A 22,110-nucleotide genomic window follows, 5' to 3' on the forward strand; every position below is an offset into this window, starting at 1 on the left:
TGTAGGAGCGCAAAAGGGCGAGGAGAATGGTTTGCGCAAATGCTTGCGCGAAATCTCGTCGGCCCGGCACGATGCCACGGTGAAGCCGCCGCGGCGTACCCCACGACTCGCTGACGTCGCGAGGCTGGCGGGCGTGTCGATCACCACGGTGTCCCACGTCCTCAACGGGACGAGGTTCGTCGCCCCCGACACGAGGGACCGCGTGCGGCAGGCGATGACGAGCCTGGACTACGAACCGCCACCCCTGGCCGTGCGGACCCGGTCGGGGCGGGCCATCGGCCTGGCCATCACCGGCGCCTCCAGCCCCTACTTCGCCGAGCTGATCCAGGGCGTGGAGTCCGAGGCCAGCCGCGCCGGCTTCGCGCTGCTGCTGTGCGACACCCACGACGACGTGCAGCGTGAGGCCGATGCGGTGTCGATGCTGCTGGCCCACAACGTGGAGGCGATCGTCATCGCGCCCACCAGGGGCTTCGCGTCGGAGACCCTCCCGCTCTTGCGCAAGCACGAGACGCCCTTCGTCTTCGTGGACCGCCTGAGCGACGTCCGCTGCGACCAGGTGGGGACCGAGAACGAGGCCGTCTCCGTCGCGCTCGTGGAGCACCTGCTCGAGCTCGGGCACCGCAGGGTCGGCATGCTCACCGGGCTCGAGGGCCTGTCGACGACCGAGGAGCGGTGGCGCGGCTACGTCAGGGCGCACGAGCTCGCCGACGTGCCCATCGACCTCCAGCTCGTCGTCCCGGCCCACTCCACCGTCGGCGGCGGCCGCGCCGGCACGACGGCGATGCTCCGGCTGGACGAACCGCCGACGGCGATCTTCAGCGGCAACAACGCCATGACCATCGGCGCCCTGCTGGCCCTCAAGCAGGGCTCGAGGAGGGTGCCCCAGGACGTGGCCCTCGTGACCTTCGACGACTTCGAGTGGGCCAGCGCCATGTCGCCGGCGCTCACCGCGGCCGCCCAGCCGTTCCACGCCATGGGCGCACAGGCGGTCCAGCTGCTCATGCGCAGGCTCGAGGACCCGTTCGCACCGCGGCGGGTCGTCCGGCTCCCCGTGGAGATCGAGCACCGTGAGAGCTGCGGCTGCCGCGCCGAGGCTTCCGTGACATGACCGCTCGCCGCCCCCGCCCCCTCTCCCAGAACCAATCCTGAGTTGCGCACTCCGACGCAGTGGCGATGGTCCCGAGTCCTCGACCTGCACCACGAGCGGACGGCGTCCCTCGGGCCGTCCGTCACGCTCCAGGTCGGCACCTCGAACTACCGACCCGACCAGCTGCTGGCGAGCCCGTCCCACCCGGCACGGGTCAAGCCGAGTCCGATGGCGACCGAGCCGACGCAGTCCGCCGGCCGGCAGGCCTTCTTGGCGGGCCACAGCGCCATAGGGTGCCCTCTGACGGGCGAGGCCCGGACCCGCATTGGTGGGGTTACGCGCCGGGGTTGAGCCCAGCGTCCAGCCAGAGAGGACTGTCATGAGGATCAGCGCCGGGACCCCGTTCCCAGCCGGAGGCAGCCAGCTCGTGGAGCGGATGCTGGACGCGCGCCGAGGGCTGAGCTCCGTGGCGGTCGTCGCGGACGAGGCCGGCAATCTCATGGGGCCGTTCTCCTGCCTGCCGCACTCGCCCGACATCGGGGACGCACTGCAGCGGGTCGGCACCGCGATCCGCACCCAGTCGACGCTCGACCGCACCGTGACCGAGGCCGTCATCCTCACGGTGGCGCAGCACTGGCAGGCCGACTACGAGTGGTACGCCCACACGGCCGTGGCCCGCGCGGAGGGACTGCTGACGGAGGCAGAGCTGGAGCTCATCCGAACGGGGCAACCGGGGCTCACCGACGCCGCCGCGGACCTGGCCGCCGCCTTCACCCGCGAGCTGCTCGCGGGGCGCTCGGCCTCCCGCGAGCTCGAGACGCAGCTGATGGACGTCCTCTCCACTCGCGAGGCGGTCGAGGTGGTCATGGTGGCCGGCTACTACAGCGCTCTGGCCCTGCTGATCCGTGCCTTCGAGACGCCGATGCCCGAGTCCGCGGACGCCGGCTAGGGAGGAACGCGCCTGCGGCGACGGCGCCTCTCGCCCTCGGGCAGCACGACCCGGGACGCATCATCCGCAGCCCCCGCACAGTCGGGCGCCGCGGCTCGTATCCTGCTCGATCAGGCCGTACACACGACGTGGCGTGCGCTCGACGCAGCGGCGCCTCGGGAAGGGCTGGGAGGCCAGTGCAGGCATCAGGCAGGACGGAGCCGGCGTTCCGGCGAGTCAGGAACGAGCTGCGCGAGGCCGTGCTCGCCGGGACGTACCCCGCCGACGTGGCGCTCCCCACGGAGGCCGAGCTCGCCCTCCAGTACGGCGTGAGCCGGCAGACGGTGCGGCGTGCGTTCCAGGACCTCGTCGCCGAGGGACTCGTGTCCCGCACCCCCGGCAGGGGGACCTTCGCGGTCCAGAACGGCCGCTACCTGCGCCAGTTCGGCTCGGTCGAGGACCTCATGGCGCTGTCGGCCGACAGCCAGATGCAGCTGCTGGACCCCCTTCGGGACGTCATCGACCCGACTGCTGCCGGCCGGCTCCGCCTCGGCGACGACCACGTGGCTCGCGCGGTGTTCGTGCGGTTGCACCGGGGAGAGGCCTTCTCGCACACCACGGTCTTCCTGCCACCGGCGGTCGGGGCGCGCCTCGGCGAGGTCCGGGAGCTCACGGCCCCGGGCTCACGAAGCCAGGTCACGGTGATCGCCCTGCTGGACGAGACGCTCGCCCGGCCCATCCAGGACGCGGAGCAGAGCATCACCGTCGCCCGCGCACCGGAGGCGGTCGCCGAGGGCCTGGACCTCGCACCGGCGACCCCCGTGCTCCGCATCGACCGCACCTACTTCGACACCTCCGGCACCCCGGTCGAGCTGGCGATCAGCCACTTCCACCCAGACCGCTACTCCTACCGCGTCCGCCTGCGGCGCAACCCGGGCTGAGGCGGAACCCGGGCGAGGCGGAAACCCGGGCGAGGCGTCGAGACCCGCTTGACTAGAGCCGTACTTATTCGGCAATATGGCCGTACATTTCGCGATATCCTGCACGTGAGCACGGCGACCGGACGACGTCCCTGACCTCGGGTGCGGGTGGTCCCCTCGCGGACGCCCCAGACGCCCCCTCCTGCAGGAGCAGCAGCCGTGACATCCCTGGCCCATGAGCTCGCGGGCTGGGCCAGGTCCCTGACGCCCACGGCGGACGACCTCGCCCTGGCCGACCGCGCGCTGCTCGACACCGTCGCCGTGGCCGTCGCTGCGCGCGACCACCCCGTCACGAGGCTCGCCGCGGACCTGCCCGACGCCGCGCGGTGGGCGGTCGCCGGTCACGTCCTCGACTTCGACGACCTGCACATGGCCTCGACCACCCACGTCAGCGTCGTCTGCGTGCCGTCGACGCTCGCCGCCGGCGGTGACGCGCGTGCCTATCTCGCCGGCGCCGGGGTCATGGCCCGGCTCGGCACCGCCCTCGGCTGGTCCCACTACTCAGCCGGTTGGCACGCCACCTGCACCGCCGGCGCCCCGGCCGCCGCCGTCGCGGCCGGGATCGCGCTCGGCCTCGACGCCGGTCGGCTCGCCGACGCGATCGCCCTCGCCGTCCCGGCCGCAGGGGGCGTCCAACGGGCTTTCGGCAGTGACGCCAAGTCGCTGCAGGTGGGGTTCGCCGCCGAGGCCGGGGTGCGGGCCGCCCGCTTGGCAGCCGCGGGGGCCACCGCCGACCCGGGGGCCCTCGACGAGTGGCTGGGCCTCGTCGGCGGGGACCCGGCGGCCCTCGACCTCGGCGGTCCCGCCGTCCCGGGAGGGCTGGCGATCAAGGTCTACCCCTGCTGCTATGCCCTGCAGCGCCCGATCAGCGCCCTGACAGGCCTCGCGCGGGACGGCCTCGACCCGGCGGAGGTGACCCGGATCGTGCTCCGCACGCCCCGGGGCACCGTGGCACCACTGATCCACCACCGGCCGCGGACCGGGCTGCAGGCGAAGTTCAGCCTCGAGTACGCCGCAGCGGCCGCCCTGCTCGACGCGCACCAGGGTTTCGCGAGCTTCTCCGACGAGGCGGTATGCCGTCCCGAGGCCCAGCGCCTCGTCGAGCTGGTCGAGGTCGAGCTCTCCGAGGGCGGCGACTGGCTGCTGGCCGGCGAGCTCGAGGCGCAGGTGCACACCGGCGACACCCTCCGGCAGGCACGGCTGCGGCTGCCGCCCGGCTCCCCGGAGCGCCCGCCGACCCGGGCGGAGCTGGCCGCCAAGGTGGCGGACTGCCTGGCCGGCACCGACGTCGACCCCGCCGCGATCACCTGGCGCGGCGCCGCGGGCATCCTGCGCCGCTGGTTCTGACCCCACGCCCGACTTCGACCCCGCGCACGACCGAGAGAGGACATCCATGGAGGGACTGGACGAGGAGGAGCGGGCCGTCGTCGAGACGGTGCGGGACTTCGTGAACCGGGACGTCAAGCCGGTCGCACAGGAGCTGGACCACACCAACACCTACCCCGAGAAGCTCATCGAGCAGATGAAGCGCCTCGGCATCTTCGGCCTCGCGATCCCCGAGCCCTGGGGTGACGTCCGGGTGAGCACGCCCTGCTACGCGCTGGTCACCGAGGAGCTCTCCCGCGGGTGGATGAGCCTGGCCGGCGCGATGGGCGGCCACACCGTGGTCGCCAAGCTCATCCTCGACCACGGCACGCAGGAGCAGAAGGACACCTACCTGCCGCGGATGGCTACCGGTGAGCTGCGCGCGACGATGGCCCTCACCGAGCCCGGTGGCGGCTCCGACCTCCAGGCGATGCGCACGACAGCGCGACGCGACGGCGACCACTACGTCGTCAACGGCTCCAAGACGTGGATCACCAACGCGCGCCGGTCCGGGCTCGTCGCCCTGCTGTGCAAGACCGACCCTGCGGCGCAGCCCGCCCACAAGGGCGTGAGCATCCTGCTCGCCGAGAAGGGCCCCGGCTTCACGCTCTCGCGCGACCTGCCCAAGCTCGGCTACAAGGGCGTCGAGAGCTGCGAGCTGTCCTTCGACGACTTCCGCGTGCCGACATCCGCACTCCTCGGCGAGCACGAGGGACGCGGCTTCGCGCAGATGATGCGCGGGCTGGAGATCGGACGGATCCAGGTGGCCGCACGGGCGCTCGGCGTCGGCCGGGCTGCACTGGAGGACGCCCTGCGCTACGCCCAGGAGCGGGAGAGCTTCGGGGTGCCGATCTGGAAGCACCAGTCGATCGGCAACTACCTCGCCGAGATGGTCACCAAGCTGACCGCGGCCCGCCAGCTCGTGCTCCACGCCGCCCGGCGGTTCGACTCCGGCGAGCGGGCCGACATGGAGGCCGGCATGGCGAAGCTCTTCGCCTCGGAGACGGCGATGCAGATCGCCCTGGACGCGGTCCGGATCCACGGCGGCTACGGCTACTCGACCGAGTTCGACGTCGAGCGCTACTTCCGGGACGCCCCGCTGATGATCGTCGGCGAGGGCACGAACGAGATCCAGCGCGGCGTCATCGCGCGCCAGCTGGTGAGCCGCGGATCGGTGGCGCCCTGACATGGAGGCGACGGATGCCATGAGCGGGGCGGCCGCCCTCGCGCGGTCCCTGCTCTTCGTGCCCGGTGACCGCCCCGACCGGTTCGACCGGGCAGCGGCAAGCGGGGCGGACCTCGTGGTCTGCGACCTCGAGGACGCCGTCACGGCGCGCGCGAAGGACACCGCCCGCGAGGAGGTCACCCGTTGGCTGCGCGCCGCCGGACCGGCGGCGGTGCGGCTCAACGCCGTCGGCACGCCCTGGCATGCCGCCGACTGCGCAGCCCTGCGGGACGTGGCCGGTCTCTCGGCGGTGATGGTGCCCAAGGCCGAGGATCCCGACGCGCTGGGCACGCTGGCAGCCAGCCTGGGTGACATCCCCGTCGTCGCCCTCGTCGAGACCGCCCTGGGGCTGCACCGTGCCGTCGACCTCGCGGCCGTGCCCGGCGTGGTCCGGCTCGCGTTCGGCTCGGTCGACTACGCCCTCGACACGGGTTGCGCCCAGGACGACACGGCACTGCTCCACGCGCGCTCGAGCCTCGTCGTCGCCTCCCGGGTGGCGGGTGTGGCCCAGCCGGTCGACGGCGTGACCGTGGCGCTCGACGACGCGGACGCCGCCGGCCATGACGCCGCGCAGGCGCGGCGGCTCGGGTTCGCCGGCAAGCTCTGCGTGCACCCGCGCCAGGTCCCGGCCGTCAACGCCGCCTTCACCCCGAGCGCCGAGGAGGTGGACCGTGCCCGACGCGTCGTCGCGGTGGCCGGGGAGGGCGCGGCGAGCCGGGTGGGCGGGGAGATGGTCGACGTCCCGGTCCTCGAGCGGTCCCGCCGCATCCTGCGCCAGGCCGAGCTGTGGGCCTCGTCCGGCCCCGGGAGGTCCTGATGCTGCCCCTGGAGGGAGTCACCGTCGTCGCGCTCGAACAGGCCGTCGCCGCGCCGTTCGCCACCCGCCAGCTCGCCGACCTCGGGGCCCGGGTCATCAAGATCGAGCGTGCGGGAGGCGACTTCGCCCGCGGGTACGACGAGACCGTCAACGGCATGTCGAGCTACTTCGCCTGGCTCAACCGCGGCAAGGAGAGCATCACGCTGGACGTCAAGGACCCGGCCGACCGGGACCTGCTCGGGGCGATGCTCGGCCGCGCCGACGTCTTCGTGCAGAACCTCGCGCCGGGCGCGGCCGACCGGCTCGGGCTCGACGAGCGGAGCCTGCGCGAACGCCACCCACGGCTCATCAGCTGCTCGATCTCCGGCTACGGCGACGAGGGCCCCTACCGCACGAAGAAGGCGTACGACCTGCTGGTGCAGTGCGAGACGGGGCTGCTGTCGGTCACCGGCACGCCGGAGGCGCCGGCCAAGGCGGGGATCTCGGTCGCCGACATCGCGGCGGGGATGTACGCCTACACCGGCGTGCTCACCGCGCTGTACGAACGCGAACGCACCGGGCGCGGCACGAGCTTCTCGGTCGCGATGCTGGACGCCCTCGGCGAGTGGGCCAGCCAGCCGTACCTGTTCGCCCGGTACGCCGGCACCCCGCCGCCGCGCAGCGGTGCAGAACACGCCAGCATCGCGCCGTACGGCCCGCACCGGGCCGGCGACGGTTCGCAGGTGTTCATCGGTGTGCAGAACGAGCGGGAGTGGGCCGCGTTGTGCGAGCAGGTGCTGGGCCGGCCGGAGCTGGCCGGTGACCCCCGCTTCTGCACCAACCCGCGCCGGGTCGAGCACCGCACCGAGCTGACCACCCTCCTCGAGGCGGCGCTGGCCCACCTCACCGCCGCGGAGGTGACCGACCTGCTCGAGCAGGTCGGCATCGCCAACGCCCGGATGCGCACCATGGCCGAGTTCGGGGAGCACCCGCAGCTCGCCGCCCGGGACCGATGGCGCGACGTCGACTCCCCCGCCGGGCCGGTGCGCTCGATGCTCCCGCCGGTGACCGTCACCGGTCGCGAGGCAGCGATGGGCCCGATCCCGGCGATCGGCCAGCACGGCGAGGCGTTGCGCGCGGAGTTCACCACGCGCCAGGACGGCGACGGACGGGGGGCCACCGCATGAGCGACAGCGCCCCACCCGGGCCCGTGGCGCGGCGGACCGAGCTGGTCACGCCCGAGCCCGCCGAGGCGCTCGCCGGGGTCCTCGACCTCGACCCACCGGCGCCCACCGCCGGGGTGCCCCCGCTCTGGCACTGGGTCTACCTGCTGGAGCGGCGGCGCGAGAGCGAGCTGGGTCCGGACGGCCACCCGACCCGGGGCATCCCCGCGCCGCCCGAGCCTGGGCGGCTCCGGATGTTCGCGGGCGGGCGGGTGACGACACACGGCGCGCTGCGCTTCGGCGTGGAGGCGACCCGGACCACGCGCGTCGTGCGCTCGGTCGAGAAGCAGGGCCGCTCCGGCCCGCTGACCTTCGTCACGGTCCGCAGCGAGGTCGAGCAGGAGGGCCGGCTCGTCGTGGCGGAGGAGCAGGACATCGTCTACCGCGAGGCCGGCAGCACGCTCGCCGGCACGCCGCCCGCCACGCCGGCCACGCCTGACGCGTCGACGTCGGCCACGGGCACCTCCCCGGCCGAGGGCAGCCGGCTGCAGCTCGAGGTCGACCCGGTGCTGCTGTTCCGGTTCTCCGCACTGACGTACAACGCGCACCGCATCCACTACGACCAGGCGTACGCCGCCGACGAGGGCTACCCGGGCCTGGTCGTGCACGGCCCGCTGCAGGCCCTGCTCATGGGTGAGGCCATGCGCCGGTGCGGTGTGCCGCTGCTCGGCCGCCAGTTCGCCTACCGGCTGATCGCCCCCACGTACGGCGCGCAGCAGCTCACGGCGACCACCCGGGACGGTGCGGCCGGCCTCGTGGAGGCCTCGGTGCATGACGGCGCGGGTGTCCGCACCGCCACGAGCACCCTGTCCTGAGAGGCGCGCCGACCCGCCCACCTGCGAGGGCGGCGGGTCGGCGCTCCGACCCACGAGCGCCGGGGGACGCGCCCGCGGGGGCACTCAGGCGATGCCCAGGTAGCTCTCCCGGACCCGCTCGTCGGCGAGCAGCTCACCCGCCTTGCCCGCCAGGGCGACCCGGCCCGTCTCCAGGACGTACGCACGCTCCGCCACCGACAGGGCCGCGTCCACGTCCTGCTCGACGAGCAGGACCGACGTGCCCGACGCGGCGATGTCGGGGAGCCGCTCGATGATCTCGTCGACGACGACGGGTGCGAGTCCGAGCGACAGCTCGTCGATCATCATCAGCTCCGGCTGGCTCATCAGTCCGCGGGCGATCGCGCACATCTGCTGCTCGCCACCGGACATGCTGCCCGTCACCTGCTCCAACCGCTCCCCGAGCCGGGGGAAGAGCTCGACCACACGCTCCAGGTCGGTGTTCTTCGTGCGCCAGCCACCGAGCTTGAGGTTGGCGCGCACCGTCAGGCCGGGGAACAGGCGCCGCCCCTCCGGGACGTGCGCGATGCCGAGGTCGACGATCTGCTCCATGGACAGGCCACGCAGCGACCGCCCACGGAACTCGGCCGACCCGTCCCGGATGTCTACCATGCCCGACAGCGCCCGGAGCAGCGTGGTCTTGCCGGCCCCGTTGGGGCCCACGAGGGCGACGATCTCGCGGTCGCGGACCTCGAGGTCGACGTCCCACAGCACCTGCACGCGGCCGTAGCCGGCACTCAGGTTCCTGACCTCGAGCATCAGACCTTCCCTCCGCGTCGTTGGGCGTAGCGGTGACCCAGGTAGGCCTCGACCACCCGGGGGTCGGACAGCACCTCGCGGGGGTCGCCCGAGGTGAGGACCTTGCCCTGGTGCAGGACGAGCACCTGGTCGCTGATCGCGAGGATGGCCCGCATGACGTGCTCGACCACGACGATCGTGATGCCACGCGCCTTGAGCGAGGCGATCAGCTCCAGGCTGGGCTCGATCTCGCTGTGCCGCAGGCCGGCCATCACCTCGTCGAGCAGGAGCAGCCGCGGGCGCAGCGCGAGCGCCTTGGCGAACTCCAGCCGCCGGGCGTCGGCGACCGACAGCTCGCCGGGAGCCCGGCCGCCGAGATGGGCCAGGCCCACCTCCTCGAGCACCTCGTCGGCCGCCTCCCGCGCCCTGGACATCAGGCCCGTGCCGTGGGGGCCGTAGAGGATCCCCACCGCGACGTTCTCCCGGACCGTCATGCCGCGGAACGGCTTGACGATCTGGAAGGTGCGGGCCACCCCGGCATGGGCGATCACCCAGGGCCGGGCACCGGTGAGGTCCTTGCCGTCGATGAGCACCGTGCCGGAGGTCGGCTTGATGTGACCGGTGACGAGGTTGATGAACGTGCTCTTGCCCGCGCCGTTGGGTCCGATGACGCCGAGGGTCTGCCCCTCCGGGACGCTGAAGGAGACGTCCGACACGGCGTGCAGGCCACCGAAGCGTCGACCGAGTCCCTGGGTCTGCAGGACGGGGGTCGCTGGTGTCGCGCTCACAGGCGGTACCTCCGGACGTTCGCGAGCAGGGAGTACTCCCCGGTGCGCCGGGCCTCGCGCACGTAGTTGACCGCACCCTGGGGAAGCAGGACCACCGCGATGATGATGATCGCCCCGAGCAGGAACGTGTGGATGCTCGTGTAGTTCTGTCGCAGGTACTCCGACAGGAACTGCAGGGCGACTGCGCCGAGCAGCGGTCCGAGGACCGTGCCGCTGCCGCCGATGACGACCATCACGACCATGAGGACGGTGATGTCGACATCGAAGAGGCGCTCGGGGAAGATCGTCACCTGCTGGAACGCGTAGGTCGCGCCGACCAGCCCCGTCAGGAAGCCGGACAGGGCGAACGTGACCACCTTGGTGCGCGTGGTGTTGATCCCCATGGAGGCGGCCGCGTCCTCGTCCTGGTGGATCGCCTTGAGCGCGAACCCGAACTTGTTGCGCGCCACGAGGGCCGCCACGAGCACCGACACCGCCGCCAGGGCGAGGAACAGCAGGTAGAACCCGTCGTTCCCCAGGTAGGCGGTCGTCGCCTCCTTGCCCACGGTGGGCAGCGTGATGCCCGCCCCGCCGCCGGTGAGGTCCGGCAGGTTGGTGACGACCTCGCGCATGCCCTCGGCCACGCCGAGGGTGGCGATGGCGAAGTAGTGCCCCTTGAGGCGCAGCAGCGGGATGCCGATCAGGGCACCGAACACCGCCGCCACGAGGCCGCTGAGCACGAGCGAGACCCAGAAGCTCACGTGCCAGTGGCTCATCGCCACCGCGGTGAAGTAGCCGCCGATGCCGAAGAACACCACCTGGCCGAACGAGGCGTACCCCGCGAAGCCTCCGATGAGGTTCCACGCCTGGGCGAGCGCGACGAACATGAAGATCGCCGAGACGGTGCGCTCCTGGCCGGAGTAGAGCTGGCTCTGCAACCCGAGGGCCGCGAGCAGGAGCAGCAGCCCCAGCGCCCAGGGCAGGTAACCGCGCCAGCGCGGCTCTGCGGCGGTCCGCGCCGGGGCAGCGGTCGTCTCGCCCGTCTCGGTCCGGGTCGTCATCAGACCTCCAGCCGGGCGGCGTAGTACGCGCGGCCGACCAGGCCTGAGGGCCGCACGATCAGCACGATCACGAGGACGAGGAACGCCAGCGCGTTGACCCAGGTGCCGGGCAGGTACTGCCCACCCCACGCCTCGACCAGCCCGATGACCAGGCCGCCGACCAGCGCGCCGTACATGTTGCCCAGACCACCGAGCACGGCGATGACGAAGGACAGCAGCGTGTACCCGGCCGCCGTGGAGGGGTTGAACGTCCCCACCGTGCCGACCATCGCACCGGCCATGCCGGCGAGCGCGGCCGCGATGGCGAAGGTCAGCGCGTAGACGTGCCGGGCGCGGATGCCCATGAGGCGCGCCGCGCCCCGGTCCATGCCGGTCGCCATGATCGACAGACCCGTGCGCGTCCGGTTGACCAGAGCCACGAGGGCGATGGTCACCGCGATGGCGACGAGGAACGCCAGCAGCCGACCCAGCGGCACCCGGACGCTGCCCAGCGCGAGGCTGTGGCCGGCATACGAGGTCTGGATGCTGCGGTAGTCCGCCGAGAACGCGATGTTCATGCCCTGGGTGATCAACAGGTCGAGCCCGAACGTCAGCAGCAGCGTGATGAAGATCGGGCCGTTGACGACCAGGTTGATCAACCACCGTTGGAGCACGTAGCCGAGGACGAACAGCACGGCGGCCGAGACGAACATCCCGAGGAACGGGTCGAGCCCGAGCCACGCGTTGACCTGCCAGCCGATGTACGCCCCGAGGATCACGAACGAGCCGTGGGCCAGGTTGACGATGTTCATCACCCCCCACACCAGGGAGAAGCCGACCGCGATGAGGGCGAGGAGGCCGCCCTGCAGGAGCCCGTAGATGGTGGCCTGGAGGAACGCGCTCACGACTTCGTACCGGGCCAGATGAGCTTGGCCTCGGCGGAGTCGGTGGGCCACACGGTCACGGCCTTGCCGTTCTGGACCTGGATGACCGCCATCGGCTTGTAGACGTTCTGGCCGGTGGAGTCGAACTTGATCCTGCCGAAGAAGGACGTGGTGTCCAGTCCGGCGAGGGCGTCACGGACCTTGTCGGGGTTGGTGCTGCCGGCCTTCTCCGCCGCCAGGACGAGCGCGAGGCAGGCGGCGCTGGCCTCGGCGTCGTGGTAGTCGGGGGCGTGCCCGAACTTCTTCTGGATGTCGGCGGCGTACTGCTTGGCCGAGCCGAAGTACTTGTCCTCACCCTTGGTGGAGTCGGTCCACTGGCTGGACCCGAGGACGCCCTCGGCCTGGCTGCCGAGGGTCTTGGCGAAGTCCGGGGTCGGCGGCGCGACGGTCTCACCGAAGCCGGCCGGCGTGACACCGAGCTCCTTGGCCTGCTTGACGATGGCGACTCCCTCGACGAGGTGGACCGAGCCGATGATGACGTCCGGCCGCTCGCCCTTGACCTTGGTGAGCGAGGAGCTCACGTCGGAGGCGCCGTTGGGGAAGTACTGGGGCGGCAGGACGGTGAAGCCCTTGTCCTGCGCGGTCTTCATGCCGCCCTCGGTGACCGTCTTGGAGAAGCCGTCGTCGGCGGAGAGGAAGACCACGGTCTTCGGCTTCGGCTGGGCCAGCTCGGCGATCGCCTTGACGATCGACGACGCGTACTCCGTCGCCGGGGACAGGACCGCGAAGGTGCGCTTGTAGCCCTTGGTGAAGATCTTGTTGTCCGCGCCGGCCGAGTCGACCATGACCTGGCCGTTGCGCTCGATGACGGCGGCCTGGGCCTCGGTGTTGGCCGAGCCGTAGGAGCTGAGGATGAGCTTGGTGCCCTTGTCGTTGAACTGGTCGACGAGCTGGGCCGCGGTGTCGGGCTTCGACGTGTCGTCCTGGTACTGGATGTCGAGCTTGACCTTCTTGCCGCCGATCTCGACGCCGCCCTGGGCGTTGACCTTGTCCTGGCAGAGCTGGTAGCCCTCCTGGGTGAGCTGACCCTCCCGGGCGAGCTTGCCGGTCAGCGACAGCGAGGCGCCGATGGTGAGCGTGCTGCTCCCGGCGCTGTTGCTGGCGCCCGCCTCGCCCTTGGACCCGCAGGCCGCGAGGGCGAGGGAACAGGCGACCACGGACGTGGCCACAACGATTTTCTTCGACCTCACGGCACACACCTCTCGGATACGGGCAATCGGGGTGATGCACTGTATACAGTGACCTGCGCCACATGGCAAGGCTTTGAATATTGGATCCGACGAGGGCTGCAGGCCGCTGACCTGCAGCCCTCAGAGGTCCGCGACGTCGGGCAGCGGAGCGCTCTCGCCCATCGACATCTCCAGCTCGGCGCGCGCCGTCCGGATGCTCTGCTCGATGATCTGGCGCACCCGCGCGTCGTCCGCGGCGCGCAGCGCCTGCACCATCTCGACCCGCTCCTGCTGCATCTGCGGCCGGGAGCCGATGACGTGGGCGTGCACCCGGGCGTACGGCTCGACGAGGTTGAGGACCTGCACGACGAGGCGCACGCTGTGCCGCTGGTCGGACAGCTCGTACAGCCGGCGGTGGAAGCGGTAGTTGAGGCTGGACCACTCCTCGGACTGCTCCGGCTGGAGCACCTGCATCGCCTCGACCAGCCGCGCGAGGTCGTCGACGTCCCGCCGGCCGGCGTGCGCGACGATGTCGTCGGCCAGGGGCGGCTCGAGCTGCATCCGCAGGCTGTACAGCTCCTGGACCTCACCGACGTTGAGCTCGGTGACGACCGCGCCGAGTCCCGGCTTCATGATGATCAGGCCCTCACCGACGAGGGTGCGCAGCGCCTCGCGCAGGGGGATCCGGCTCACGCCGTAGCGGCGGGCAAGCTCGTCTTGGTTGAGCGCCTGGCCCGGCGGGATGGCCCGCTCGCGGAAGGCGCGGCGCAGCGCGGTGGCGATCTCGTCAGGACGCATGTGACCTCTCCTGTGACCCGAGCCCGGTCGGCAGACGCAGGGCGGCCAGGACGCCACCTGCCAGCAGGATGATGACGGTACCGACCTCACCGGCCCAACCGAAGGCGCCGAAGAACAACCCGCCGACGAAACCGGCGACGCTCGAGCCGAGGTGGTAGCCGAACAGGTAGAGGGAGGACGCCTGGGCTCGCTGCCGGGTGGCCCACGCGTTGACCCAGCCGCTCGTGACGGAGTGGGCGCCGAAGAAGCCGAAGACCATGGCGGCAGTCCCGGCGAGCACCAGCGGCAGCCAGCCGGAGAGGGAGGCGAGCACGCCGGCGGCCATGATCGCGAACCCGAGGTAGAGCACGCTGCGACGGCTGCGCCGGTCCGCCAGTCGGCCCATCCAGTTCGCGCTCACCGTGCCGAAGACGTAGAGGCCGAAGACGAGCGCTGCGGCCGAGGCAGGCAGGTGGAAGGGTGCGCCGGCAAGGCGGTACTGCAGGTAGTTGAAGTACGACACCAGGCTGCCCATGAGGACGAAGCCGCAGACGGCGAGCCGCCGGACCACCGGGTCCGTGAGTGGGCCTCGCATCGCGGCCAGCCGCTCGCGCAGGCCACCAGGCACCGCGACGAAGTTGCGCGACGACGGCAGGCGCAGGGCCACCCACACCCCGCCGAGAAGGCACAGGCCACCGACGACGGCGAGGGCGACGCGCCAGGACAGGACGCTGGAGAGCAGTCCACCGGCGAGCCGACCGGTCATGCCGCCCAGCCCCGTGCCGCTGATGTAGAGCCCCATCGCGGTGCCCAGGCCGGCGGGGTGGAACTCCTCCGCGACGTAGGCCATCGCCACCGCCGGCAGGCCGGCGAGCACCAGCCCGGTGAGCACGCGCAGACCGAGCAGGACCGCGAAGCTGGGGCTCGCGGCAGCACCGAGCGTGAGCACTGCCGCCCCGAGCAGCGACCCCACCAGCAGCGACCGGCGACCCAGCCCCTCCGACCACGAGGCCGCGACGATGACGGCCACGGCGAGGGGCAGCGTGGTGAAGGACAGCGTCAGGCTGGCAGCGGCGGGCGAGACACCGAAGCCGGCGCTCACCGCGGGCAGCGTGCCCTGCACGACGTAGAGCAGGGAGAACGCCATGAATCCGGCGGCGAAGAGCACGGCGCTGGCCTGGCGGTACTCCCGCGTGCCGCGGTGCAGATGGGTTGCCGGGACGCTCACGGGTGCTGACCTCCTGCCGCGGAGTGTATACAGCGGATAACTCCACCGACAGGCTTTCCTGACGAGGCCGGGGCGGCGCTCCCACTGCCTGCTGTGGTGGCGGCATGAGGGCCGGGTTTGGATCCAGTATCCGATAGGGTGCGGCGGTGACTGCACCCGCACCGCTCGACGGTCTCGTCGTGGCCGACTTCAGCCGAGTCCTGGCCGGCCCCTACGCCACGATGCTGCTCGGCGACCTCGGCGCAACGGTCATCAAGGTGGAGTCCCCGGTCGGTGACGACACCCGGCACTGGGGGCCCCCGTGGACCCCCGACGGGCAGAGCACCTACTTCCAGTCGATCAACCGCAACAAGCGCAGCGTGGTGCTGGACCTGTCCAGCGAGGAGGGCCGCCGCCGCGGGCTGAGGCTGGTGCGACGCGCCGACGTCCTCATCGAGAACTTCCGCACGGGGAGCCTCGAGCGGCTCGGCTTCGACTACCCCACGCTGTCCGAACTCAACCCGCGCCTCGTCTACTGCTCCATCACCGGGTTCGGCGCCGGGGCCGGGGCCGGGGTCCCCGGCTACGACCTCGTCCTCCAGGCCGTGTCGGGGCTGATGAGCCTGACCGGCCCCGACGAGGCCACCCCGACCAAGACCGGAATCGCGACCGCAGACGTGCTGACCGGCCTCCACGCCGCGATCGGGATCCTCGCTGCGCTGCACCACCGCGACGCGAACGGGGTCGGCCAGCGCGTCGAGCTCAACCTGCTCTCCTCGATGCTCTCCGGCCTGGTGAACTTCGGCGGCGCCTACGCCCTGACCGGCGACCTCTCGCACGGCATGGGCATCCGGCACCCCAGCATCTGTCCGTACGAGGAGTTCGAGACCGCCGACCGGTTGCTCATCATCGCCGCAGGCAACGACCGGCAGTTTCGTGCCCTGTGCACCTGCCTGGGCCTCACCGGGCTCGCCGACGACCCGCTGTACTCCACCAACGCCCAGCGGGTGGCCCACCGCGGTGAGCTGAAGGCCCGGCTCAGCGAGGTGCTCCGCACGCGCCCGGCGGACGAGTGGTTCGCCGCGCTGTCCGGCGCCGGGGTGCCCTGCGGGCCGCTCAACGACGTCGGCCAGGGCATGGCCCTGGCCGACCAGCTCGGGCTGGAACCGATCGTCGACGTCGACGGCTCGGCACAGGTCGCCAACCCGTTGAGGTTCTCGACGACACCGGTGGGCTACCGTCGTCGTCCCCCCGGTCTCGGCGCGGACGAGGAGGAAGTCCTCGCCTGGCTCGACCACGACGAGGAGCCCACGTGAGCGCGACGTTCCAGAAGCCGCCGACCGCCCAGGAGGCGGTCCTCGCCGAGCTGCGCCGGTTCATCGCCACGGGCCGGCTGCGCCCCGGCGAGCAGATCGTCCAGGACGCCCTCGCCCTCGAGCTCGGCGTCAGCCGGGTGCCCCTGCGCGAGGCGCTGAAGATCCTCGAGGGCGAGGGGCAGGTCACGTATCTGGCGCACCGGGGCTACTTCGTCACCCAGCTCTCGCTGTCGGACCTGCTCGAGGTCTACCGCATCCGCGAGATCCTCGAGGCCGAGGCGGTGCGGGTGGCGGTGCCGCAGATGACCACCGAGGACGTCGACCGGCTCGAGGAGGCCGAGCGCGAGGTGCAGGCGGCGGCCGCGGCGGCCGACGTCGTGACGATGACGCAGGCCAACCGCCGGTTCCACTTCGCCCTCATCGAGGCCTGTGGGCTGCCCCGCCTGGTGCGGATCATCCGGCTGCTGTGGGACGCCACGGAGGTCTACCGCTCGGTGTACTACACCGAGCCGCACAACCGGGAGCTCGTGGAGGCTGAGCACCGCGGCCTCGTCGAGGCCGTGAAGGCCGGCGATGTCGAGCAGGCGCTGCACGTGCTCGAGGAGCACCGCCAGCACGCCATCGCGGCACTGCGGCCGGTGCTCGAGCAGACCGCCTCGGGTCAGGACGACGTGGCGCCGGCCGATCAGGGCCCCTCCTCCGGCGTCGGGTTGGGCCCGACGCCGGAGGAGCTCCACCTCAGCTGAACGCGCCGACCCCGGTCAGCGCCTGGCCGATGACGAGGGTGTGCACCTCGGAGGTGCCCTCGTAGGTCAGCACCGACTCGAGGTTGTTGGCGTGCCGCATGACGGGGTACTCCAGCGTGACGCCATTGGCCCCGAGGATCGTGCGGCAGTCGCGGGCGATGGCGATGGCCTCGCGGACGTTGTTGAGCTTGCCCAGGCTCACCTGGCGGGCCTCGAGCCGGCCGTCGTCCTTGAGCCGGCCGAGGTGGAGCGCGAGCAGGAAGCCCTTCTGCAGCTCCAGGGCCATGTCGGCGAGCTTCTTCTGGGTGAGCTGGAAGCCCGCGATCGGCCGGTCGAAGACCTCGCGGTCACGCGAGTACGCGATCGCCGTCTCCAGGCAGTCGCGGGCCGCCCCGAGCGACCCGAAGACGATGCCGAATCGGGCCTCGTCGAGGCACGAGAGCGGCCCGCGCAGCGAGTGCACCTCGGGCAGCCGCGCATCCTCGGGCAGCCGCACGCCCTCGAGCACGAGCTCGGAGGTGACCGATGCGCGCAGGGAGAGCTTGCTCGTGATCTTCGGGGCGGAGAAGCCGGGGGTGTCGGTCGGCACGATGAAGCCGCCGAAGCCGTCCTCGGTCCGCGCCCACACGATGGCGACATCGGCGATGGAGCCGTTGGTGATCCACATCTTCGTCCCGTCGAGGACCCACTCGTCGCCGTCGCGGCGTGCCTGGGTGCGCATACCACCGGGGTTGGAGCCGAAGTCCGGCTCGGTCAGCCCGAAGCAGCCGAGGAGCTCACCGGTGGCCATCCGGGGCAGCCACTCCTGCTTCTGCTCCTCCGAGCCCCAGCGGTAGATGGAGTACATCGCCAACGATCCCTGGACGGAGACCATGCTGCGGACGCCGGAGTCGCCGGCCTCGAGCTCCATGCAGGCCAGTCCGTAGGAGACGGCATTGGTGCCTGCGCAGCCGTAGCCGTCGAAGTGCATCCCGAGCAGGCCGAGGGCCCCGAACTCCACGGCCAGCTCCCGCGGGATCGTGGCCTCCTCGAACCATCGCGCGATGTGCGGCCGCACCCGTTCGTCGACGACCTTGCGCACCGTGGCCTGGATGGCCCTCTCCTCGTCATCGAGGAGGTGGTCGACGGCGAGGAGCTCTAGCGGTCCTACGGGCGCAGCGGGCATGGAGGTGCCTTCCGATCGTGGTGGGAAGCTCGAACAGGAGCGGACCGATCGTATCCAATATCCAGATCAGGTCCAGCGGGCCGATCCCACGATGGGGGCTCGAGGGCTGCCTGCGCCGGTCGCCCTGGTCCCTCGCAGCCCCGAGCTCCCCTGTACCACGCCGCTCGCGCGCTACCGAGGGGCCGGAGCCCTCCCGACGACGGGCAGGATCGAAGCCTCCAGCTCGGCCAGCGTCTCGGCCGGTCGTGGAGAGCCCCACACCTGCTGGGCGAAGACCTGCAGCCACTCGTGGAGGTCTCGAGCCACCTCGGCCTCGGTCATCGAGTCCGGGGAGTCGCACCACACCGACAGGTGGGCGCCGAGCAGCGGCTGGTCCTCGGGGAGGACGAAGTCACCCGCGCTGCCGGCCCGCCCCATGAACGTCCGGGGTGTCCACCGCTCGTAGATGCCCTTCGGGTTCTTGTACGGGCCCTGGCCCACTCCGCTCGAGGTGAGGATGAAGTAGAGGTAGTCCCCGTTGCCGTTGACAACCCGATGACCGGCGTCCACATAGTCCTGCGCGGTCGGTTTCGTGGCGTTCCACCGGATCCACACGTCGACCTCGGTGTCCGGGTCCATGCGGGTCGCGCCCTCCCCCGGGTACACGTCGTCGTTGAAGATCCTTGCTCGCTTGCCCTTGCTCCGCACCAGGGCCGCCAGCTCGTCGAGGTAGTGCTCGTAGCCGTCGTGTGCCGTGGCCGTGGGGTTGCCGGTGACCTGACGGGCGTACGCGACCAGCTGCGGGGCCGTGCGGTCCGAGACGACGTCGGCACCGCTCCCCTGCCAGGGCGCGGGGAGGAACTCGTCCCCGCCGAGGTGGAAGACCGGCCCGTCGAAGAGGTCGCACATCTCCCCCACGATGTCGTGGACGAGGGCGCGACCCTCCGGCTTGCTGAAGTCGAGGAACCCGGTGTGCCGCGTGCCGTCCGCCAGGACCAGCTGCAGGTCGGGGTGCGACCGGAGGATGTGGTCCAGGTGACCGGGGCTGTCGACGTCACCGTTGACCGACACGTGGCGGCGACGCGCGAAGTCGAGTAGGTCTCGCACCTCCGCCTTGGTGAGGTGCTGCTCGGAGACGATCTCCGGGTGCGTCTCGCACTCCACCCGGAACCCCAGTCCCTCGGAGATGTGCAGCTGGAGCGTGTTCAGCTTCAGGTAGGACATCTCGCGGATCAGCGACTTGATCCACTCGGGCGAGAAGTACTTGCGTCCCAGGTCGAGCATCAGGGCGCGCTCGTCGAGCCGTGGCCAGTCGACGACGGCTCCGCGGACCGCACCGGACCGCAGCGCCTGGACGAGGGTGCGCGTTCCCCAGAAGACCGCGGTCGGCGTGGGCCCGCTGACGGTGATCGTCCGGTCCGCCACCAGGGAGTACGCCTCGGGGTGCGCGGCGCCCGGGACCTGGCCGAGGTCGAGCACGATGTCGTGCGGCAGTGGACGAGACGTCACGACCGTGCGAGGAGGGGTGGTGAGGTGGCCGTCGGCCACGAGGTCCTCGGCCAGCACCTCAGCGACCGATCTCAGGTCGGGGTGCTCCTGGGTCAGCACGATGCGAGCGGCCGGCGTCAGTCTGAGTGCATCGGCACCCGGCGTCCACTGCTGTGTCGCGGGGAGCAGCGCAGGCGGCCCGGTCGTGCCGGAACCGGCGGGACCGGTCGCTGAAGCACGCGACGAGGCTGCGCCCGGTAGTCCGAGGGCGGCGCCGGCGAGCCCGGCCGCCAGCACGGTGCGACGGGTGAGGTCAGGCAGTTCCATGTCGAGATGTCTCCTTCGTCGGGTGCGGGTGGGCGGTGGTCACGACCCGGTGCGGTCGGCCCAGTCCGGGGCCTCGTTCGGCAGTCCCCCGACGCCGCCGGCGACGGTCCACCGGTTGACCACGGTCACCGAGTCGGGCCCGACGCCCGCCTGCTCGGCCGTGACCGCGAGGGCGACGGTGTTCTCGCCGGGCCGCAGGAAGCCCGACGGGATGACGAACTCGCGCTGCGGTCCGACGTTGTGGACGTACTGACCGGTGTTCCAGCCGTTGACGAACACCAGGACCCGGTACCGCGCGGACCTGTCGCTGTCGTCGTCGAACCGCACCGCCCACGCAGTGTCGTTGCCGTTGCCGTGGGGCACGGACACGGTCGCGCGGTAGAAGCTCACGCCCGGGCGTTCGCTCTTCAGCGACGAGGTCGCGGGCCACGTCGAGTCCGGCGCGCCGGGCAGGTGCCATCCCTGTCGTTCACCGAAGAGCCCGCCGTTGTTGTACAGACCGCGTGCGGCATCGACGGGGTGGTCCCCGCCCGCTGCGCCCTGCAGCCGCCACTGCCAGGCGCCGGCACCGTCGATGGCGACGTCGACGAGGCCGCGGCCCCCCTTGGACCGGCCGTCCGCGGACCAGTCCTCGTACTGGCCCATGTTCCGCACGAGCACGGACAGCTGGGCCGGCTTCCCCGGCTGGAGGGCACCCGCAGGGATGGGCAGCCGATAGGTGCCGTCGCCCACCGAGCCGAGGTAGGTGCCGTCGAGCCAGGCGAGTGCCACACCGGCGGTTCCGGTCCCGACGGCGACGGAGGCACTGTCCGCTGCGGTACCGGGCGTGAAGCGACCGCGGTACCACACGTCGCCTTCGTGGAACCCGTACTCCTCGGCGTCGAGGACCACGCCGGCCTGGGCGCCCGCGACGTGTCTGGGGTTCTCCGAGGCCTTGAGGTCGGCCACGCGCCAGTCGGAGTCGTCGTAGGACGGCTCGCGCTCCGGGTCGGAGGCCATGCTCCGCCACGCCGACATCGTGGCCGCACCGGTGGGAGCCGGGCCCGGCAGGGCCAGCACCAGCGCACCCGCGGAGTCGCGGCGGACCGACACCGGCTGTCCGTTCCAGGTGACCCGCTGGACGCCCGGCGGGGCGAGCACCGTCGCGGTGGTCGCTGCCGCGGTGTCCCCGGTGAGGGCCAGGGTGTCACCCCTCGGCAGTCGCGCGGTGCGGACCAGGTCCGGCCCCAACGCCAGCACGCCGGCGTTGCCGGCGTCCAGTCGCCACGTGCTGCGCACCGTCTTGCGGCCGGTCAGCACGACCAGCAGGTCCGGGGCGTCACCGCCGGACAGCCGGACCACGCTCGTCCCGCCATGGGTGTAGTTGAGCCGCAGGTCCCCCCTCGCCGAGTCCCAGGTCGCCGCGACCTTCGGTCCCGAGAGCTGCTGCACCTCGGGCCGGCCGGCGTAGCGGAGGACCGTCTCCCCGGCGGTGCCCTCGGCCCCGTCGAGGACCACGGCGTCCCGGGGCGCCTTGGCGAGGGTGGTGAGCAGCTGGGACGTCGAGTAGACGAGCCGGTGCGGCCCGAACCGGTAGTCCGCCAGCAGGGTGGTGGCGTCGCGGCCCTGCACCGCGATGCCGGGACCCTCCTGTGGGACGCGTGGGTATGCCGTCGGGCTCGGCGGCGGGGGCGGCGTCACCGTGGGGTGGGTGTCGAAGGCGTCGACGCTGATGAAGGTGCCCTGCGACGCTGCCGTGCCCTTCTGGCCCGTGACGACGACAGCCAGGGTGTGCTCGCCGGGCCCGAGGTCGTTGGCCTCGTACTTGACCTGCTGGAAGGTGGCGGACGGGGCGTAGCTGTCGACGGTCGCCTTCTTGACCCCGTCGACGTAGACGTCGGCGGTCCCGTGGTTGGTCGAGTCCGGCGCGATCCAGCGGATCGTCGGCCCGGTGAAGGTGACCTCCACGCGGTCACCGGCGCGGTTCGAGAACGTCTCGTCGGACTTGTAGTCACCGCTGGTCCAGCTCTC

The 22,110-nt window shown here is 71.8% G+C and carries 20 protein-coding genes; 10 read left to right on the forward strand and 10 right to left on the reverse strand.

Features of this window, described 5'->3' with window-relative positions; all coding sequences use genetic code 11:
- The first annotated feature begins 79 nt into the window (after positions 1–79).
- From ACYVDO_RS17770 to ACYVDO_RS17805, 8 genes are all read left to right on the forward strand, one after another.
- Positions 80–1,108 (forward strand): LacI family DNA-binding transcriptional regulator, encoded by a 1,029-nt coding sequence (locus ACYVDO_RS17770; protein ID WP_460938355.1) that lies wholly within the window; start codon positions 80–82, stop codon positions 1,106–1,108.
- Between the two features lie 358 nt (positions 1,109–1,466).
- Entirely contained in the window at positions 1,467–2,036 is a 570-nt protein-coding gene (locus ACYVDO_RS17775; RefSeq protein ID WP_460938357.1) for a carboxymuconolactone decarboxylase family protein, read from the forward strand.
- 176 nt (positions 2,037–2,212) lie between these two features.
- Positions 2,213–2,956, forward strand: a complete 744-nt coding sequence (locus tag ACYVDO_RS17780; protein ID WP_460938359.1) for a GntR family transcriptional regulator — start codon at positions 2,213–2,215, stop codon at positions 2,954–2,956.
- A 198-nt stretch (positions 2,957–3,154) separates the two neighbouring features.
- Entirely contained in the window at positions 3,155–4,342 is a 1,188-nt protein-coding gene (locus tag ACYVDO_RS17785) for an MmgE/PrpD family protein (RefSeq protein WP_460938361.1), read from the forward strand.
- A 46-nt stretch (positions 4,343–4,388) separates the two neighbouring features.
- Complete coding sequence (locus tag ACYVDO_RS17790) at positions 4,389–5,546, forward strand: acyl-CoA dehydrogenase family protein (RefSeq protein ID WP_460938363.1); 1,158 nt, start codon at positions 4,389–4,391, stop codon at positions 5,544–5,546.
- Positions 5,547–5,565: 19 nt separating this feature from the next.
- Positions 5,566–6,402, forward strand: a complete 837-nt coding sequence (locus ACYVDO_RS17795) for an HpcH/HpaI aldolase/citrate lyase family protein (protein ID WP_460938365.1) — start codon at positions 5,566–5,568, stop codon at positions 6,400–6,402.
- Positions 6,402–7,568, forward strand: coding sequence for a CaiB/BaiF CoA transferase family protein (locus ACYVDO_RS17800; RefSeq protein ID WP_460938367.1), 1,167 nt, complete (start codon positions 6,402–6,404; stop codon positions 7,566–7,568). Before ACYVDO_RS17795 ends, ACYVDO_RS17800 begins: the two co-directional genes overlap by 1 nt.
- Positions 7,565–8,419, forward strand: a complete 855-nt coding sequence (locus tag ACYVDO_RS17805) for an HTD2 family dehydratase (protein ID WP_460938369.1) — start codon at positions 7,565–7,567, stop codon at positions 8,417–8,419. The genes ACYVDO_RS17800 and ACYVDO_RS17805 overlap by 4 nt, the downstream gene beginning before the upstream one ends.
- 84 nt (positions 8,420–8,503) lie before the next feature.
- On the opposite strand, the gene ACYVDO_RS17810 is transcribed toward ACYVDO_RS17805, so the two are convergent.
- From ACYVDO_RS17810 to ACYVDO_RS17840, 7 genes are all read right to left on the reverse strand, one after another.
- On the reverse strand, positions 8,504–9,196 hold the full coding sequence (locus ACYVDO_RS17810; RefSeq protein WP_460938371.1) for an ABC transporter ATP-binding protein: 693 nt from the start codon (positions 9,194–9,196) through the stop codon (positions 8,504–8,506).
- Complete coding sequence (locus ACYVDO_RS17815; protein ID WP_460938373.1) at positions 9,196–9,963, reverse strand: ABC transporter ATP-binding protein; 768 nt, start codon at positions 9,961–9,963, stop codon at positions 9,196–9,198. The genes ACYVDO_RS17810 and ACYVDO_RS17815 overlap by 1 nt, the downstream gene beginning before the upstream one ends.
- Entirely contained in the window at positions 9,960–11,003 is a 1,044-nt protein-coding gene (locus ACYVDO_RS17820; protein ID WP_460938375.1) for a branched-chain amino acid ABC transporter permease, read from the reverse strand. The genes ACYVDO_RS17815 and ACYVDO_RS17820 overlap by 4 nt, the downstream gene beginning before the upstream one ends.
- Positions 11,003–11,887: a branched-chain amino acid ABC transporter permease gene (locus tag ACYVDO_RS17825; protein WP_460938377.1), complete on the reverse strand. Its 885-nt coding sequence runs from the start codon at positions 11,885–11,887 to the stop codon at positions 11,003–11,005. The genes ACYVDO_RS17820 and ACYVDO_RS17825 overlap by 1 nt, the downstream gene beginning before the upstream one ends.
- Positions 11,884–13,116, reverse strand: coding sequence for an amino acid ABC transporter substrate-binding protein (locus tag ACYVDO_RS17830; protein WP_460938379.1), 1,233 nt, complete (start codon positions 13,114–13,116; stop codon positions 11,884–11,886). Before ACYVDO_RS17830 ends, ACYVDO_RS17825 begins: the two co-directional genes overlap by 4 nt.
- A gap of 120 nt (positions 13,117–13,236) precedes the next feature.
- Positions 13,237–13,893: a GntR family transcriptional regulator gene (locus tag ACYVDO_RS17835; protein ID WP_460938381.1), complete on the reverse strand. Its 657-nt coding sequence runs from the start codon at positions 13,891–13,893 to the stop codon at positions 13,237–13,239.
- The gene (locus tag ACYVDO_RS17840; protein WP_460938383.1) at positions 13,883–15,100 is read right to left on the reverse strand and encodes an MFS transporter; all 1,218 of its coding nucleotides are present in this window, start codon (positions 15,098–15,100) and stop codon (positions 13,883–13,885) included. The genes ACYVDO_RS17835 and ACYVDO_RS17840 overlap by 11 nt, the downstream gene beginning before the upstream one ends.
- A 146-nt stretch (positions 15,101–15,246) precedes the next feature.
- Between ACYVDO_RS17840 and ACYVDO_RS17845 the strand changes: the two genes are divergently transcribed.
- Together ACYVDO_RS17845 and ACYVDO_RS17850 are read left to right on the forward strand one after the other, a co-directional pair.
- The gene (locus ACYVDO_RS17845) at positions 15,247–16,395 is read left to right on the forward strand and encodes a CaiB/BaiF CoA transferase family protein (RefSeq protein ID WP_460938385.1); all 1,149 of its coding nucleotides are present in this window, start codon (positions 15,247–15,249) and stop codon (positions 16,393–16,395) included.
- A complete protein-coding gene (locus ACYVDO_RS17850; RefSeq protein ID WP_460938387.1) occupies positions 16,392–17,141 on the forward strand; it encodes a GntR family transcriptional regulator in 750 nt (249 codons plus the stop codon). Before ACYVDO_RS17845 ends, ACYVDO_RS17850 begins: the two co-directional genes overlap by 4 nt.
- On the opposite strand, the gene ACYVDO_RS17855 is transcribed toward ACYVDO_RS17850, so the two are convergent.
- The 3 genes from ACYVDO_RS17855 to ACYVDO_RS17865 form a co-directional block, all read right to left on the reverse strand.
- Positions 17,134–18,306, reverse strand: a complete 1,173-nt coding sequence (locus ACYVDO_RS17855; protein ID WP_460938389.1) for an acyl-CoA dehydrogenase family protein — start codon at positions 18,304–18,306, stop codon at positions 17,134–17,136. The two genes, ACYVDO_RS17850 and ACYVDO_RS17855, sit on opposite strands and share 8 nt — an antisense overlap.
- A gap of 171 nt (positions 18,307–18,477) precedes the next feature.
- Positions 18,478–20,100, reverse strand: coding sequence for a family 20 glycosylhydrolase (locus tag ACYVDO_RS17860; protein WP_460938391.1), 1,623 nt, complete (start codon positions 20,098–20,100; stop codon positions 18,478–18,480).
- A 39-nt stretch (positions 20,101–20,139) separates the two neighbouring features.
- A complete protein-coding gene (locus tag ACYVDO_RS17865) occupies positions 20,140–22,047 on the reverse strand; it encodes a beta galactosidase jelly roll domain-containing protein (RefSeq protein ID WP_460938393.1) in 1,908 nt (635 codons plus the stop codon).
- Between the last annotated feature and the right edge of the window lie 63 nt (positions 22,048–22,110).

The organism is Phycicoccus ginsengisoli (genome assembly GCF_054779295.1).

Coding starts and splice junctions, on each gene's coding strand:
- ACYVDO_RS17775 (WP_460938357.1), top strand. CDS start 1,467: ATGAGGATCAGCGCCGGGACCCCGTTCCCAGCCGGAGGCAGCCAGCTC.
- ACYVDO_RS17790 (WP_460938363.1), top strand. CDS start 4,389: ATGGAGGGACTGGACGAGGAGGAGCGGGCCGTCGTCGAGACGGTGCGG.
- ACYVDO_RS17795 (WP_460938365.1), top strand. CDS start 5,566: ATGAGCGGGGCGGCCGCCCTCGCGCGGTCCCTGCTCTTCGTGCCCGGT.
- ACYVDO_RS17800 (WP_460938367.1), top strand. CDS start 6,402: ATGCTGCCCCTGGAGGGAGTCACCGTCGTCGCGCTCGAACAGGCCGTC.
- ACYVDO_RS17805 (WP_460938369.1), top strand. CDS start 7,565: ATGAGCGACAGCGCCCCACCCGGGCCCGTGGCGCGGCGGACCGAGCTG.
- ACYVDO_RS17810 (WP_460938371.1), bottom strand. CDS start 9,196: ATGCTCGAGGTCAGGAACCTGAGTGCCGGCTACGGCCGCGTGCAGGTG.
- ACYVDO_RS17820 (WP_460938375.1), bottom strand. CDS start 11,003: ATGACGACCCGGACCGAGACGGGCGAGACGACCGCTGCCCCGGCGCGG.
- ACYVDO_RS17835 (WP_460938381.1), bottom strand. CDS start 13,893: ATGCGTCCTGACGAGATCGCCACCGCGCTGCGCCGCGCCTTCCGCGAG.
- ACYVDO_RS17855 (WP_460938389.1), bottom strand. CDS start 18,306: ATGCCCGCTGCGCCCGTAGGACCGCTAGAGCTCCTCGCCGTCGACCAC.
- ACYVDO_RS17860 (WP_460938391.1), bottom strand. CDS start 20,100: ATGGAACTGCCTGACCTCACCCGTCGCACCGTGCTGGCGGCCGGGCTC.